This is a genomic window from Streptomyces sp. NPDC006208 (genome assembly GCF_040613775.1).
GTDB lineage: Bacteria > Actinomycetota > Actinomycetes > Streptomycetales > Streptomycetaceae > Streptomyces.
On sequence record NZ_JBEXSW010000026.1, the window covers coordinates 73,850 to 89,607 of the forward strand.

Consider the following 15,758-nt stretch of genomic DNA (forward strand, 5'->3'; position numbering starts at 1 on the left):
ACGGTTGTGACGTCCTCCTACGAATTCCACACGTATCCCGCTCCGGCCCGGGTCTCCGACGCCGAGCGCGAGCGTGTCCTCGACGTGCTCAGGGAGGGCGCGGCGCAGGGCAAGTTGTCGCACGAGACGTTCGTGCACCGGATGGAGCTGGTCCTGGCCGCGCGCAGGCCGGAGGAGCTGGAGCCGCTCACCGCCGACCTCGTCCAGGAGAGCCGCTGGTCCCGCGCGCTGTACCGGACGGTGGGCCGGATCTCGGCGTTCTCGGTGCGGCTGCGCCGGGCGTGGCAGGCGGAGAAGCTGCCACCGCTGCAGCTGCCCGAACCGAGCCCGTTCCCCCTGCGGATCGGGCGCGACCCGGCCAACGGACTGCGGCTCAGCCATGACACGGTCTCCAGGCTTCACGCCGAACTGAGCCGCCAGGGCCAGGTGTGGGTGCTGCGCGACCTCGGCTCGACCAACGGCACCACGGTGAACGGCATCAGGGTGACCGGCTCGATCGTCGTGCAGGACGGGGACATGGTCGGCTTCGGACGGATGAGCTTCCGCCTCACCGCACGCTGAACCGGACGTGGGGAGTGTGGGTCCGCCCCCGACCGGTGGGCCTGCCGGGGGCGGACGCCGGCAGGCCGTTTCATGAGCGCGCCGTCGGCGCGCGGGGCCCCGTGAACCGGTCCCGTCCGAGCGGGTGGACGCGTGCCCGGCGCGGGGGCGACGGGCCGGCCGTTACGTGAATCCGCTGTCGGCAAGCGTGGCTGCGTGCGGTCGGTCCGACCGGCATCTGCGCTCCCGGTGCGGCGCGCGGACGACGGGGCGTGCCGGCCCGGCTGCTCAGCCCGTCCCCGCGGCCACCTCCGAAGCGTCCCCGCGGATGAGCAGCGCCACCGGGCACTCCGCGAACAGGTCCGACAGCCGCACCCCCGAGCCGCCCGTGAACGTACGCGCGGGATCCAGCAGATCGCTCCAGCCGCCCTCGGGGAGCGTCAGCGCCGTCTCCCGCCAGCCGCCCGACTGCTCCAGCCGCAAGGAGAGCCGTGTGACCGCCGTGAGCACCTTGCCCGAGCGGATGAACGCGACACAGTGGCCGGCCGCCGGGCCGTGCGCCCGCAGCGGTGCGTACGTCCCCGATGACCCGAACAGGTCGGGACGGGCCCGTCGCAGCCGCAGTGCCGTGGCCGTGAGCGCCAGCTTCTCGTCGGAGAGCCAGCGCCGGCCGCGGAGCTCGTCCAGCCTTTCCGGCAGCGGTTCGCCGAGGCGGGCCGGCCGGCGGTTGTCAGGGTCGACCAGGGCGAGGAACTGCCGCTCGGAGCCCTGGTACACATCGGGCACCCCCGGCATCGTCAGATGCAGCAGCGTCGCTCCGAGGACATTGGCCCGTACGTACGGATCCAGCTCTCGCGCGAACTCCGCCACGTAGTACAGCGGCGGGCCTGCCGGGCCCGCGTCCACGAACGCGGCGACGGCCCGCTCGTACGCCGCGTCCGCCTCCGTCCAGCTGGTGCGCAGCCCCGCCTCACGCACCGCCTTGAGCAACGCGGGCTCCAGCCGGTCCGCGCGCGGGACGCCGAACCCGACGGCCGTCTGCCACGTCACCCATGCCAGATGCGGATCGGGGGCCCGCCCGCCCTCCAGCCCGGCGGCCGCCTCGGTGATCCGGGGCAGGAACTCCGCCCACCGCTCGGGGCACTCGGACAGGACCGCGATCCGCGCCCGCACGTCGGCGCTGCGCTTGGTGTCGTGCGTGGTGAGCACCGTGCCGGTGGCCGGCCAGTCGCGGGCCAGACGGGTGCAGTACCCGTGGAAGTCGTCGGGAGTCAGCGCCGGACTGCCCGGGTCCCCACCGACCTCGTTCGCCGAGAGCAGCGGCGTATAGCGGTAGAAGGCGGTGTCCTCCACGGACTTGGCGCGCAGCGCCGACGCCGTCTGAGCGAACCGGGCCCGGAACGCCGTGTGGTCAGGACCGTCGCCGAGCCGTCCGAGTGCCAGGTCCCGTACGACGTCGACCGCCGCCGCCTCGTCCGTCACCGCGAAGGTCTCCTTCGCGCGGCGGGCCGCGGCCTCGGTCAGTGCCGCCTCGCCGTCGAGGAGGTACGGGCGGTAGACGGGCACCCGTACGAGCAGCTCCCGCACCGCCGCGCGCAGCGCCCACGGCGCGTGGTCGCGCAGCGCGGGATCCGCGGCGCAGATCCCCCGGGCGAGCCGTCCGAGCGCAGCCGTCTCGGCGGCCAGCTCATGCGTGACCACCTTGTACGCAGCCCGCCGCACCGTCGCCGCCCAGCGGCCCCCGCGGTCGGCGGACGGCTGGGTGAACTCCCGGTAGCGCTCGGCCAGTTGCCCGGCGCCGTCCCGATCGGTGAACACGCCCTCGACATGCCGCAGCGCGTCGTACCCCGTCGTCCCCGCGACCGGCCAGCCGGCCGGCAGCCGCTCGTCGCCGGTCAGGATCTTCTCGACCACGATCCAGCACGCCCCGCCGGTCGCCTCGTCGAGCCGGCGCAGATACCCCGCCGGGTCGGCCACCCCGTCCGGATGGTCCACCCGCAGCCCCTCCACGACCGCGTCGTGCACCAGCTCGAGGATCTTGGCGTGGGTCGCGTCGAAGACCTCGGGGTCCTCCACCCGCAGGCCGATCAGATCCGAAACGGTGAAGAACCGGCGGTAGTTCAGCTCGGTACGGGCCAGGCGCCACCACGCCAGCCGGTACCACTGGGCGTCCAGCAGCTCGGGCAGCGGCAGCTTCGCGGTGGACGCGCGCACCGGAAAGCGCTGCTCCCCGTAGTGCAGGACATCACCGTCGACGCGCATCCCGGACAGCTCGTCGCCGATCCGTCCCGCCAGGACCGGTAGCAGCACCTTGCCCCCGCCCGCCTCCCAGTCGATGTCGAACCAGCGTGCGTACGGCGAACCGGGGCCCTCGCGCAGCACCTCCCACAGGGCACGGTTGTGGCGCGGCGCAGCGGCCATGTGGTTCGGGACGATGTCCAGGACGAGGCCGAGTCCGTGCTCACGGGCGGTACGGGACAGCTCCCGCAGACCGGCCTCGCCGCCCAGCTCCTCCCGTACCCGCGAGTGGTCCACCACGTCGTAGCCGTGGACCGAGCCGGGCACCGCCTCCAGCACCGGTGACAGATGCAGGTGCGAGATGCCGAGCGAGGCGAGATAGGGCACTGCCGAGGCGGCGGCCGAGAACGGGAAGTCCGGCTGGAGCTGGAGCCGGTACGTGGCGGTGGGCGTCATGCGAACGTATGTACCCGGATCGCGGGCTTCTGTGTCATCCGTCCCTGCGTCGGGGTGAACCCGCGGGGGCAGCACGGCCCCGGCCGCGGTGCCCCCGGGGAGACGGCACGGGGCCGGTCGCCGACCGCCCCGCTACGCCGGTCTCCTCAGCACGGTCAGACTCCGTCCGATCATTCTGATCCGGTCGCCGGCCTCCACCTTCGGCCCCTGCCCGGGAGGCACCCCCTCCGGGCGGGCCGTGTCCACCACCACCTGCCACTGTGCGCCGTGGTTCACCGGCACCGTGAAATCCAGGGTCTCCGCACTCGCGTTGAACATCAGCAGGAACGAGTCGTCGGAGATCCGCTCGCCGCGCGGACCGGGCTCGGAGATCGCGTGGCCGTTCAGGAACACCGTCAGGGCTCTGGCGTGAGCCGCCTGCCAGTCCCGCTGGACCATCTCCTCGCCGTGCGGGGTGAACCAGGCGATGTCGGTCAGCTCGTCATGGGTGCCCTCCACGGACCGGCCGTGGAAGAAGCGCCGGCGCCGGAACACCGGGTGGTCGCGCCGCAGCCACACCATGGTCTTGGTGAAGGCCAGCAGCGTGCCCTCCTCGTCCGTGTCCTTGTCCGGCCACTGGACCCAGGAGATCTCGTTGTCCTGGCAGTACGCGTTGTTGTTGCCGCCCTGCGTACGGGCGAACTCGTCGCCGTGACTGAGCATCGGCACGCCCTGCGAGAGCATCAGCGTGGCGATGAAATTGCGCATCTGGCGTTCGCGCAGCTCCAGCACGTCCTCGTCGTCGGTCCCGCCCTCCGCGCCGCAGTTCCACGAGCGGTTGTGGCTCTCGCCGTCCCGATTGCCCTCGCCGTTGGCCTCGTTGTGCTTGTTGTCGTACGAGACCAGATCGTGCAGCGTGAAGCCGTCGTGGCAGGTGGTGAAGTTGATGGAGGCCAGCGGCCGCCGGCCGTCGTCCTGGTACAGATCGGAGGAGCCGGTCAGCCGGGAGGCGAACTCCGCGAGCTTGCGCGGCTCGCCGCGCCACAGGTCGCGCACCGTGTCGCGGTACTCGCCGTTCCATTCGGTCCACAACGGCGGAAAGTTGCCCACCTGGTAGCCGCCCTCGCCCACGTCCCACGGCTCGGCGATCAGCTTCACCTGGCTGACCACCGGATCCTGTTGCACCAGGTCGAAGAACGAGGAGAGCCGGTCCACCTCGTGGAACTGCCGGGCGAGTGTGGCCGCGAGGTCGAAGCGGAAGCCGTCGACATGCATCTCGGTCACCCAGTAGCGCAGCGAGTCCATGATCAGTTGCAGCACATGGGGGCTGCGCATCAGCAGGGAGTTCCCGGTGCCGGTGGTGTCCGTGTAGTAGCGGCGGTCCTCGGAGAGCCGGTAGTACGAGGCGTTGTCCAGGCCCCGGAAGGAGAGTGTGGGCCCCAGATGGTTGCCCTCCGCGGTGTGGTTGTAGACCACGTCGAGGATGACCTCGATGCCCGCCTGGTGCAGCGCCCGTACGGCCTGCTTGAACTCCAGCACCTGCTCGCCCCGGTCTCCCCAGGAGGCGTACGCGTTGTGCGGTGCGAAGAAGCCGATGGTGTTGTAGCCCCAGTAGTTGTTCAGCCCCGAGTCCACCAGCCGGTGGTCGTTGACGAACTGGTGCACCGGCATCAACTCGAGTGTGGTGACCCCCAGTTCGGTCAGATGGGAGATCACGGCGGGATGCGCGAGCCCGGCGTAGGTGCCGCGCAGCTCCGGCGGCAGCTCCGGATGCCGCATCGTCAGACCCTTCACATGGGCCTCGTAGATCACGGTGCGGTGGTAGTCCGTGCGCGGCGGCCGGTCGTCGCCCCAGTCGAAGTACGGATTGACCACCACGGAGGTCATGGTGTGCGGTGCCGAGTCGAGGTCGTTGCGGGAGTCCGGCCGCCCGAAGTGATACCCGTACACCGCCTCGTTCCACTCGATCTCGCCACTGACCGCTCGGGCGTAGGGGTCGAGCAGCAACTTCGCCGAATTGCACCGCTGGCCGCGCTCGGGCACATAGGGGCCGTGGACCCGGAAGCCGTACCGCTGACCCGGCATCACCCCAGGCAGATAGGCATGCCGCACGAATGCGTCGGTCTCGCGCAGCTCCACCGCCGTCTCTGAGCCGTCGTCGTGCAGCAGACACAGTTCGATACGTCGCGCGGCCTCTGAGAACACCGCGAAATTGGTTCCGGCGCCGTCGTACGTGGCGCCGAGCGGATACGCCTGTCCCGGCCAGACCTGCATAGATATGACTCTTCCACTTCTGATCCGGGTACTGGGGGCAACTTGGCCAAGATCCTCCCCCAAAGATGGGCAAGCTCCTAGGACTTCGGGCCGTCCTACCGGGTGACCGCACGAAACAATGGGAAAAAGGGGGACAAGTGCTCAGATCAGCGCACCGCCATCTGGGGAAATTGGTGGCGGGTGCCGCCATAGCGGTGACCGCGACCGCTGCCATGATCGCCATCACACTGCCGGGCCCGGCGGGTGCCGACGACCCCGGCGACGAGCGCCGGAACGGGATTCAGGGACCGCCCGGCGCCGGTGACAGCGCCGGGAAGGGCCGGGGAGCCGCCGACACGCCGCACGCGGGCGTCATCGCCGCTTCGCCGCGGGAGGGGGAACACGGCGTGGGCCGGGACCCCCTCACCGACGAGGAGTTGAATCGGGCGGAAGCGCTCGCGCTCACCCCGGCCGCCCGGACGGCCGGGGAAGATGTCACGGGTGACCGCGGCCCGCACCACCTGACCACCAACCTTGCCGAACCGCTGCCGTCGGAGGCGGACTCCGGACCGCGCCGTGCCGAGGTCAGTTTCTACGACTACCGGACCGACGAGCTGATCACCAAGACCGTCAACCTCGACACCGGCGCGGTCGAACGGACCGGCACCCAGCGCGGTGTCCAGCCCTCCCCGCACCGCGAGGAACTGCGCGAGGCGCTTGCCCTGATCCTGGCCGACCCGCTCGGCGGCGACCTCAAGGGCGACTACAAGCACGCCACGGGCCGGCCGCTGACCACACCCGACCAGCTGTGGTTCAACGGCGACGTCTACCGCACGTACCGGGAGGAGCACGTGCCGGACAAGCTCGCCGCGTGCGGTGAGCACCGCTGCGTCCGCATGGTCACCAAGGTCAAGGACGGCGCATGGATCGACACGCGCGATCTGATCGTGGATCTGAGTGCCAGGACCGTTGCTCGCGCCGGCTGACCCGCTCCCGCCTCGGACCGCCGCACGGCCTTCCGTTCCGCACGGATCACCCGTGCACATGTGCGTTCCGTATGGCCGTATGCCCGCACTTCCGTACGTCCGTACTTCCGTACTTCCGTCACGAGGAGTTCGTACCTGATGCACGTCAACAGAGTCTCGCGCGCCCGCAGGCGGGGCGCACTGCTCGCCGCGGCCGTGCTGCTGGGCAGCGTCGGCGCGGCGGCCGGCCCTGCCTCCGCCGCTCCGTCCGGCGAGGTCACGGCCGCCAAGGCCGCTCCGGCCCGGCCGGACTGCAGCAGCGCCTACCGTATCGAGCAGACGCTCGACGGCGGCACCACCTGGCGCATGTGCTGGCGCTACGACACCGAGTCCGGCCTGATCCTGGACAAGGTGTCGTACCGGCCCAAGGGCGAGCCGCGTCCGATCCGGGTCATCAACAGCGCCAAGCTGGCGCAGATCCATGTGCCGTACGACGACGGCCGTGCCGAGTACGACGATCTGACCGGGGCCGGGTTCGGCTGGGGGCTGCAGAACATCAAGGGCGCCGAATGCCCGGGCGGCACCGTCAAGAAGGTGAAGGTGCCGGAGATGGGCACCTTCAACGGCCTGTGCACGACCACCCGTTCCCGTGGTCACGCCTACCGGCTGGCGAACGACCTGGGCAGCAAGGTCTGGCAGGCGCAGGGCAAGGACCTGCTGCTCTACACCGTCAACAAGGTGTCCTGGTACGAGTACATCACCGAGTGGCGCTTCTCCTCCGACGGCACCATCGCCGCCAACGTCGGTGCGACGGGCAAGCTCGCGCCCGACGACTACAACGGGACCGACGGACGTGGCTGGCCCATCGGCAAGGGTGCCCGCGACTACGCGACCAGCCACTCCCACAACGTCTTCTGGCGCCTGGACTTCGGCCTGGACGGCAGCAACAAGGGCCGGGTCGAGCAGTACGACTCCAAGGTCACCCCGCCGAGACGCAACGGTGCACCGAAGGTGAGGACGACCCGGACGCCGGTGACCAGGGAACTGGCCGGGGACGCCCGCACGATGCGCTGGTGGCGGGTGGTGAGCGCGAGGGGAAGGAACAAGGACGGGCACCCCCGCTCGTACGAGATCGTGCCGGGGCCCTCCGCCAAGCACGCGGGCCGCGGATTCACCAGGCACGACATCTACTTCACCCAGAACCGCGCCTGTGAGCAGTTCGCCAGCAACAACATCCGCGACTGCGGCCAGGGCGCCCCCAAGAGCGTGGACGGGTGGGTCAACGGCGAGAAGCTCGTCAACCCCGTCGTCTGGGTCAACATCGGTTTCCATCACATCGCCCGGGACGAGGACCAGCAGCCGATGCCCGTCCACTGGCAGGGCTTCCAGCTGGCCCCCAGGGACGTAACCGCTATGAATCCGCTCACTCCGGCCGATCTCGCCGGTCAGAACGGGCATCACAATCATGGGAGTTGAGGAACCAGCCTGACGATCCTGCTGCACCGCCTCCTGTACCCGGAGTACGCTTCCTTGATCGTTGAAGGGGCCAGGAAGGCGGTGCGCGGGTGAGCTCGGGAGGGCTGGAGCTACCCCCAGGTGACACAGGTCATGAGGGGGACTCCGCCGAGGTCACGCCAGGAGCGGTCTCGCTCGCGCGGCCGATGGAGATCGGGGCGGAGCTGGACTGGGGCGCGGACGCCTGGAGCGAGGTGCGTACGCGCGCCCAACGTGCCGGGCGGGCCTACATCTGGCTGAATCTGGTGGAGCAGCGTCTGCGGGCCGTGGTGGCCGCCGTGCTGCGCCCCATCTACGAACCGGTCCACGGCGACGACTGGGTGGTCGCGGCGGCCGGCCCGGCGGGCCAGGAGTGGGTCCAGCGTGCCGTTGCGGTACGGGAGGTCTCCCGGCGCAAGGGTTATCTGCTGGACCCGGCCGACGACAATGTGCTGTCCTTCCTCACCCTCCCGCAGCTGCGGGAGCTGATGGTCCAGCACTGGCCCTGCTTCGAGCCCTACTTCGACGACCGGCGCGACGTCGAACTCGCCCTGGACGAGCTCGAGGTCGCCCGGAACGTGGTCTCCCGCAACCGTGCGCTCAACGAAGCGGTCCTCGCCCAGGCGGAGCGGGCCTCGTCCCGGCTGCTCGAGATACTCGGCAGCGGGGCCGGTGTGCCCTCCGCGGACCGCCTCCGCGTGGACGCTGTCGAGGATCTGGTCGGTGACCGGTACGCGGACGTCGTCTCCGTCCACCCCGACCGCGTCCGGCTGCAGCGCCAGCTGCCCGCCGAGGACCTCTTCGGCGGCGCGCGCCGTGTCGACGCGATCGGCATAGGCCTGAACCTCCTGGTCCAGAACTTCTCCGGGCGCAGACTTGTCAGGCTCGCCGAGTCGGGCTGCCGGGTCCGGCTGCTCTTCCTCAATCCCGCGAGCAGTGCCGTCAAGCGCCGTGAGCGTGAACTCGGAATCAAGAAGGGTGAGTTGAGCCGCACGGTGGAGATGAACATCCTCCATATGCGCCGGGTGCGCTCGCGGCTGCGCGACCCCGACGCCTTCGAGATCCATGTCTTCGACGAAACCCCGCGCTTCACCGCGTATCTGGTCGACGGCGACGGACCCGACGGGCTCGCCGTCGTCCAGTCCTATCTTCGCAAGGCCCGCGGCATGGAAGCACCCGTCCTGGTGCTTCGCGGCGGCGGACGCGCGGTGGTGCGCTCGGGGCACGACAGCGAGACCGGACTGTTCCAGACGTACCGCGAGGAGTTCGAGTCGGTCTGGGCCGACTCGCGGCCCGTGTCCTGACTGTCAGTGGTGCGTGCCAGAGTGGTCGACGACTGGGGGAGCACCACCGCACCACCGCACCACCGAGGAGGGGGCACCATGGCCTGGCACCGTGAGCCGCTGGTCGGCTTCGACCTGGAGACGACCGGCACCGATCCGCTCGACGCCCGCATCGTGACGGCCGCCGTTGTCGGTCTGCGGGCCGGGGGGCCGGTGCGGCGGCGCACATGGATGGCGGACCCCGGCATCCGGATTCCGGCGCAGGCCTCGGCCATCCACGGCATCAGCAGTGAGCGCGCGGCGGCGGAGGGGCGGCCCGCGCCCGAGGTCGCCGACGAGGTCGCCGAAACGCTGACCGGCTACTGGGCGCAGGGCGTACCGGTCGTCGCGTACAACGCCGCCTTCGATCTGACGCTGCTCAGCGCGGAGCTGCGGCGCCATGGCCTGCCGTCGCTGAGCGAGCGGCTCGGCGGCCGCCCGATCGGTCCGGTCATCGATCCGTACACCATCGACCGGGCGGTGGACCGCTACCGCAAGGGCAAGCGCACGCTCGAAGCGGTCTGCGTGGAGTACGGCGTGACACTGGACAGCGCGCACAACGCGGAGGCGGACGCGCTCGCCGCCGTGCGGGTGGCCTGCGCGATAGCCGAGCGGCACACCTCGGTCGCGGAGCTGTCCCCGGACGACCTGCATGAGCGTCAGGTGCGCTGGTACGCGCAGTGGGCGGCCGACTTCCAGCGCTTCCTGCGCAAGAAGGGCACCGAGGACGCCGTCGTCGACCCGTCCTGGCCGCTGCGCGAGCACGCGCCGGTCTCCGGCTGACACCGCCCGGGAGGGCCACAGACCCTTCTATCCCGGTCCTGCCGGGCTCGCGTGCGAAAGAAAGGCTCTGGAAGGACTAGAAGGCATACCAGCGCACCTCGGGGTCGTCTTCGCGCAGGGACGCCACCCGGCGGCGGAACTCGGCAAGGGCTTTGGGGTCGGCCGGGGCGTGCTGGGCCACCCAGGCGCAGCCGGCGGTCTCGCGGGCGCCGCGCAGGACCGCGCAGCCGTCCCATTCGCGGACATCCCAGCCGTATGCGTCGGTGAACGCGTCGTAGGCGGCGGGGGCGAGGCCGTAGCGGTCCCGGGACAGAGCCATGACCACCAGGTCGTGCTCGCGCAGGTCCGACGAGACCGTCTCCAGATCCACCAGTACGGGACCGTCCGGGCCGACATGGACATTGCGGGGCAGGGCGTCCCCATGGATCGGGCCCGGCGGGAGACGGGGCGTGAGCGTGGCCGCCGCCTCGGCGAAACCGTCCCGGCGCGCCCGCAGATACGCCGCGTCGGCCGGGTCGATCGCCTCGCCCGCCAGGCGCAGCCAGCGCTCGACCCCGCCGAGGAGGTCGCGGCGGGGCAGCTCGACGGCGGGCGACGGCAGGGCGTGGATCAGGAGCAGCAGCCCGGCCAGGTCCGCGGGCTCCGCCGGACGTACCGCATCGGCAAGCCGGTGCCACAGCGTCACCGGATGGCCCGCCACGAGCCGGGGCTTCGGCTCGGCGGCCCGCACGGCAGGGACACCGGCCTCGGCCAGCCAGGAGGCGACGGCCAGTTCGCGCTCGGCCCTGGGCAGCAGCTCGGCGTCCCGGCCGACCTTGACCACCAGGTCGCCGGCCGCGAAAACCGCGTTCTCGCCGAGCGCCAGCAGCGTCGCACCGGCCGGGAGCCCGGCGGCCACCAGTACCTCGCGTGCCCGCGTCTCGTCCATCCGGCCTCCTGCCTCTTGCGCGAATTCGCCAAAGTTTCGCATCCGCGCAGGCCGTCTTGACGAACCGACGGGCCGTCAGCACGATGACCAAGGCCCGCCAGGGCGGCAAGATCCGCCGGATACACCCATGTTCAGGACGAGCCGCCCGAAGGAGTCGATGACGTGACATTGGCGACCGCAACGGCGCGGACGGGCAAGCGCACGGACCATGGCGCCTGGTTCCTCGTCCTGCCGGCCCTGATCCCCATCCTTGTGCTGAGCGTCGGCCCTCTTCTCTACGGCATCGCGCTCGCCTTCACCGACTCCCAGGCAGGGCGCACCGAACCCACCGAGTGGATCGGGACGCTGAACTTCCGGGACCTGCTGCACGACACCCTGTTCTGGGAATCGTTCCGGATCGGCCTGCTGTGGGCGGTCGGCGTCACCGTCCCCCAGTTCCTGCTCGCCCTCGGCCTCGCACTGCTGCTCAACCAGCAACTGCGGATGCGCTGGCTCGCCCGGGCTCTCGCGATCATCCCCTGGGCCATGCCCGAGGTCGTCGTCGGCATCATGTGGCGGCTGGTCTACAACCCCGACGCGGGCATCCTCAACGAGACCGTGCGGGACCTGGGCCTCGGCGACGGCCGGGACTGGCTGACCGGCCTCGCCACCGCGCTGCCCGCCGTGATCGCGGTCGGTGTCTGGGCCGGTATGCCGCAGACCACCGTCGCTCTGCTCGCTGGCTTGCAGAACACCCCGCACGAGCTGCACGAGGCCGCCGCGCTGGACGGCGCCGGCGCCTGGCGCCGGTTCCGTACAGTCACCTGGCCCGCGATCAGACCCATAGCGCTTGCCGTCACCGCCCTCAACCTGATCTGGAACTTCAACTCGTTCGCCCTGGTGTATGTGCTCACGGGCGGCGGCCCCGGCGGCCGTACCCGGCTTCCCATGCTCTTCGCCTACGAAGAGGCCTTCCGCTACGGCCAGTTCGGATACGCGGCCGCCATGGGGTGCGTCATGGTCGCCGTCATCTCCGTGATGCTCGCCGTCTTTCTCGCAGGGCGACTCAAGGGAGGGGATCAGTGATGGCGGCCCTCGGCACCGGCAGGTCCGCACGCGCCGGCCAGTACGTGGCGCTGCTGTGTTACCTCGCCTTCCTGGCCTTCCCGTTCCTCTGGCTCATCTCCACCGCCTTCAAGCCGGCGCGCGAGCTGGGCTCGCTCCACCCCACGTGGATCCCCGAGAACGCGACGCTCGACAACTTCCGCCAGGCCTTCGACGAGCAGCCGCTCCTGCAGGCCGCGGGCAACAGCCTGGTCGCGGCGCTCGCCGCCGCACTGATCGCCGTCGTCATCGCGACGCCCATGGCGTATGTGATGGCCCGCAACCGCAACAGACTCACCGCCGCGTCGACGGGATGGGTCGTCGTCAGCCAGGCGTTCCCCTTCGTTCTGGTGATCATTCCGCTGTTCCTGATCCTGAAGAACCTGCATCTGATCAACACCCTGTTCGGAGTGGTCATGGTGTACGTGGTCTGGTCGCTGCCGTTCGCTCTGTGGATGCTGGTCGGGTACGTACGGGCGGTGCCGCTCGAGCTGGAGGAAGCCGCGGCCGTCGACGGCGCGGGCCGGCTCCGCACCCTGGTCTCGGTCACCGCGCCGCTGCTCGCACCAGGCATCGTGGCCACCGCGCTCTTCGCGTTCATCACCGCGTGGAACGAGTTCTTCTTCGCGCTCGTCCTGCTCAAGACCCCGGAGAAGCAGACCCTGCCGGTCGTCCTCACCCACTTCCTGGGCGCTGAAGGCGTGGCAGACCTCGGGCCGCTCGCCGCGGCGGCCTTCCTCGCGACGCTTCCCTCTCTCGTCGTGTTCGCGGTGATCCAGAAGCGGATCACCGGCGGGATGCTGGCCGGGGCGGTGAAGAGCTGATGCGTGCACGACTGCTGACGGCTGCGGGCGCCGCGCTGGCACTGCTGCTGACCGGCTGCGGCGGCGCCGACGGCGAGGGGGACGGACGGATCCGGCTCCGCTTCCAGTCGCTCGCCTGGCAGAAGGAGTCGGTCGACGCCAACAGAGAACTGGTGCAGGAGTGGAACGCCGCCCACCCCGATGTCCAGGTGGAGTATGTCCAGGGCAGCTGGGACAGCGTGCACGACCAGCTGCTCACCTCCTTCGAGGGCGGCGAGGCACCGGACATCATCCATGACGCCTCCGACGACCTGGCCGACTTCGCGTACGGCGGCACTCTCGCCGATCTGAGCGAGTTGCTGCCCGAGCGGCTGAAGAACGACATCCCGCAGCAGAGCTGGCTGACCACGACGTTCGGCAAGGGGATCTACGGCGTCCCGTTCCTTCAGGAACCCCGGGTCCTGATCGCCAACAAGAAGATCCTCGAGGCGTCCGGCGTACGGATGCCGACCGCCGAAAGGCCCTGGAGCTGGGAGGAGTTCCGTCAGATCACCGCGGAACTGACCCGGCAGATGGGGGACGGGAAGTACGGCGTCGCCTGGCCTTTGAGGGAGCCGGTGTCGGTGACCCTCAACCTCGGACTCTCCGCGGGCGGGCGGCTGTTCCACCGCGGTGACGACGGCAAGGTCACCATCGACTTCACCGACGGCGACGGCGTGGTGGCCCGAACGATCCACGACCAGATCAACAGGGACGGGAGCGCGGCCCGCAGCACGCTCGGCATGGGCGGCTCGGATACTCTCCCGGGGTTCTTCGGCGGCAAGTACGCGATGGTGCCGCTGGGTTTCTCCTACCGGCAGCAGATCGTGCAGCAGGCGCCCGAGGACTTCGAGTGGACGGTGCTGCCCGCACCGGCCGGTCCGGGCGGACCGGCTCAGGGCGTGAGCCCGCAGACCCTCTCGGTCGCCCAGGACAGTGCGCACAAGAAGGAGGCGGCGCAGTTCATCGACTTCATGCTGCAGCCCGCGAACATGGTGCGGCTGGCCCAGGGCGACTGGATGCTGCCGACCGGCACGCAGGCGCTGCGCGATCCGGCGCTGCACACGCAGAAGGACGGCTGGGCGACGGGAGCGGAGCTCGCGACCCATCTGCGTCCGGCGCCCGCCCAGTCGGTGCGCGGCTATCCGGAGTGGAAGGACAAGGTCGCCACCCCGGCGTACCAGGAGTTCTACAGCGGTGCGATCGATGTGCAGGAGCTGGAGAAGCGGCTGGTCGAGGACGGGAATCTGGTGCTGGCCCGCTATCAGCGCTGACTGCGGGCCGGCCGGCAGCGCTGCCGCTCGACCGGGTGCGGGCGAGGGGGCGTTGAACGCCGTCTTCTCCCTGACGGCCGTGCACTGCATGCGACCTATTGGGCGAGACGTCTCGTCTCGTTTATGCTGACGCCATGACGACCACCGATCGCGCCCATATCGCCATGTTCTCCATCGCCGCCCACGGGCACGTGAACCCGAGCCTCGACGTCGTACGGGAGCTCGTCGCCCGTGGGCATCGCGTCAGCTACGCGATCCCCGCCTCGTTCGCGGACCGGATCGCCGAGACCGGCGCGGAGCCGGTGGTCTACGCCTCCACCCTGCCGACGGACGATGAGCCGGAGGCCTGGGGGACCGAACTGATCGACAACATCGAGCCGTTCCTGCACGACGCCGTCCAGGTGCTGCCTCAGCTGGCCAAGGCGTTCGAGGGGGACGAGCCCGACCTTGTCATCCACGACATCACCGCGTACCCCGCGCCGGTGCTCGCCCACCGCTGGGGCGTGCCCGCCGTCTCGCTCTGGCCCAACCTCGTGCCGTGGGAGGGGTACGAGGAGGAGGTGGCCGAGCCGATGTTCGCCGAGCTCAAGGAGTCGGTGCGCGGCAAGGCGTACTACGCGCGCTTCGGGGCCTGGCTCGCGGAGAACGGTATCGACACCCACCCCGACCGGTTCGTCGGGCGCCCGCGCCGCGCCGTCGTCCTGATCCCCAAGGTGCTGCAGCCGCAGGCCGACCGGGTCGACGAGTCGGTGTACTCGTTCGTCGGGGCCTGCCAGGGCGACCGTGCCGGCCAGGGGGAGTGGGAGCGGCCGGCGGACGCCGAGAAGGTCGTGCTGGTGTCGCTCGGGTCCGCCTTCACCAAGCAGCCGGCGTTCTACCGCGAGTGCGTGAAGGCGTTCGGTGACCTGCCCGGGTGGCATGTCGTGCTGCAGATCGGCAAGTACGTCGACGCGTCCGAGCTCGGTGCGGTCCCGGCCGACGTCGAGGTCCACGACTGGGTACCCCAGCTGTCGGTCCTTCGGCAGGCGGACGCGTTCATCACCCACGCGGGCGCGGGCGGCAGCCAGGAGGGACTCGCCACGGCGACCCCGATGGTCGCGGTCCCCCAGGCCGTGGACCAGTTCGGCAACGCGGACATGCTGGTCGGCCTGGGCGTCGCACGCCGCCTGGACACGGAGTCGGCGACGGCGGACGCGCTGCGGGAGGCGGTGGTGTCACTCGTGGACGACAAGGAGGTGGCCGCGCGGCTGGCGACGATCCAGGCGGGCATGGCATCCGAAGGCGGTACGCGACGAGCGGCGGATCTGATCGAGGCGGAGCTTCCGGCCCGGTGAGGCCGCCGGGGCAAAGGCCTGCGCGGTGTTCCGGTCTCGCTCCTTCACGCCTGCCCGGCGCCCCGGAGGACCTCGTGTGCCAACCGCTGCCGGGCCTCGGCCGGTTCGGCGAGGATCGCGGTCTGCCGGAGCAGCGTGTTCGTTGCCCCCACCCGCGGGCCGACGGCGCCGAGCCGCGGTTCTGCGGAGTGCGTGAGCGCCGGGTTCCCGTTGCGCGGCCCGGCCCCGGGAACAGGAGTGTGCCCCGCCCGGCCGGGAGGGCGGGGC

The 15,758-nt window shown here is 70.6% G+C and carries 12 protein-coding genes; 9 read left to right on the forward strand and 3 right to left on the reverse strand.

Annotated elements, in window-relative coordinates; all coding sequences use genetic code 11:
* The first annotated feature begins 6 nt into the window (after nucleotides 1–6).
* A complete protein-coding gene (locus ABZ208_RS22065; RefSeq protein ID WP_356911162.1) occupies nucleotides 7–561 on the forward strand; it encodes a DUF1707 and FHA domain-containing protein in 555 nt (184 codons plus the stop codon).
* 267 nt (nucleotides 562–828) lie between these two features.
* Here ABZ208_RS22065 and treY read toward each other — a convergent pair whose 3' ends face one another.
* Together treY and glgX are read right to left on the reverse strand one after the other, a co-directional pair.
* Nucleotides 829–3,234: a malto-oligosyltrehalose synthase gene (treY, locus tag ABZ208_RS22070; RefSeq protein ID WP_356911163.1), complete on the reverse strand. Its 2,406-nt coding sequence runs from the start codon at nucleotides 3,232–3,234 to the stop codon at nucleotides 829–831.
* 132 nt (nucleotides 3,235–3,366) lie between these two features.
* Nucleotides 3,367–5,487, reverse strand: a complete 2,121-nt coding sequence (gene glgX, locus ABZ208_RS22075) for a glycogen debranching protein GlgX (protein WP_356911164.1) — start codon at nucleotides 5,485–5,487, stop codon at nucleotides 3,367–3,369.
* Nucleotides 5,488–5,624: 137 nt separating this feature from the next.
* Here glgX and ABZ208_RS22080 point away from each other — a divergent pair, with 137 nt between their 5' ends.
* The 4 genes from ABZ208_RS22080 (at nucleotide 5,625) to ABZ208_RS22095 (ending at nucleotide 10,030) form a co-directional block, all read left to right on the forward strand.
* Entirely contained in the window at nucleotides 5,625–6,452 is an 828-nt protein-coding gene (locus ABZ208_RS22080) for a Tat pathway signal sequence domain protein (protein WP_356911165.1), read from the forward strand.
* Nucleotides 6,453–6,590: 138 nt separating this feature from the next.
* Nucleotides 6,591–7,907: a copper amine oxidase gene (locus ABZ208_RS22085; RefSeq protein ID WP_356911166.1), complete on the forward strand. Its 1,317-nt coding sequence runs from the start codon at nucleotides 6,591–6,593 to the stop codon at nucleotides 7,905–7,907.
* A gap of 89 nt (nucleotides 7,908–7,996) precedes the next feature.
* A complete protein-coding gene (locus ABZ208_RS22090) occupies nucleotides 7,997–9,229 on the forward strand; it encodes an SAV2148 family HEPN domain-containing protein (protein ID WP_356911167.1) in 1,233 nt (410 codons plus the stop codon).
* A gap of 78 nt (nucleotides 9,230–9,307) precedes the next feature.
* Nucleotides 9,308–10,030, forward strand: a complete 723-nt coding sequence (locus tag ABZ208_RS22095; protein ID WP_356911168.1) for a 3'-5' exonuclease — start codon at nucleotides 9,308–9,310, stop codon at nucleotides 10,028–10,030.
* A 76-nt stretch (nucleotides 10,031–10,106) separates the two neighbouring features.
* Here the strand turns inward: ABZ208_RS22095 and ABZ208_RS22100 are convergent, their stop codons facing one another.
* Entirely contained in the window at nucleotides 10,107–10,958 is an 852-nt protein-coding gene (locus ABZ208_RS22100) for an aminoglycoside phosphotransferase family protein (RefSeq protein ID WP_356911169.1), read from the reverse strand.
* Between the two features lie 162 nt (nucleotides 10,959–11,120).
* Between ABZ208_RS22100 and ABZ208_RS22105 the strand changes: the two genes are divergently transcribed.
* The 4 genes from ABZ208_RS22105 (at nucleotide 11,121) to mgt (ending at nucleotide 15,491) form a co-directional block, all read left to right on the forward strand.
* The gene (locus tag ABZ208_RS22105) at nucleotides 11,121–12,023 is read left to right on the forward strand and encodes a sugar ABC transporter permease (RefSeq protein WP_328394904.1); all 903 of its coding nucleotides are present in this window, start codon (nucleotides 11,121–11,123) and stop codon (nucleotides 12,021–12,023) included.
* On the forward strand, nucleotides 12,023–12,865 hold the full coding sequence (locus ABZ208_RS22110) for a carbohydrate ABC transporter permease (protein ID WP_356911170.1): 843 nt from the start codon (nucleotides 12,023–12,025) through the stop codon (nucleotides 12,863–12,865). Before ABZ208_RS22105 ends, ABZ208_RS22110 begins: the two co-directional genes overlap by 1 nt.
* Nucleotides 12,865–14,157 carry an extracellular solute-binding protein gene (locus tag ABZ208_RS22115; protein ID WP_356911171.1) on the forward strand — a complete coding sequence of 431 codons (1,293 nt, stop codon included), beginning with the start codon at nucleotides 12,865–12,867 and terminating at the stop codon, nucleotides 14,155–14,157. Before ABZ208_RS22110 ends, ABZ208_RS22115 begins: the two co-directional genes overlap by 1 nt.
* Nucleotides 14,158–14,291: 134 nt before the next feature.
* Complete coding sequence (gene mgt / locus ABZ208_RS22120) at nucleotides 14,292–15,491, forward strand: macrolide-inactivating glycosyltransferase (RefSeq protein WP_356911172.1); 1,200 nt, start codon at nucleotides 14,292–14,294, stop codon at nucleotides 15,489–15,491.
* Nucleotides 15,492–15,758: the final 267 nt, after the last annotated feature.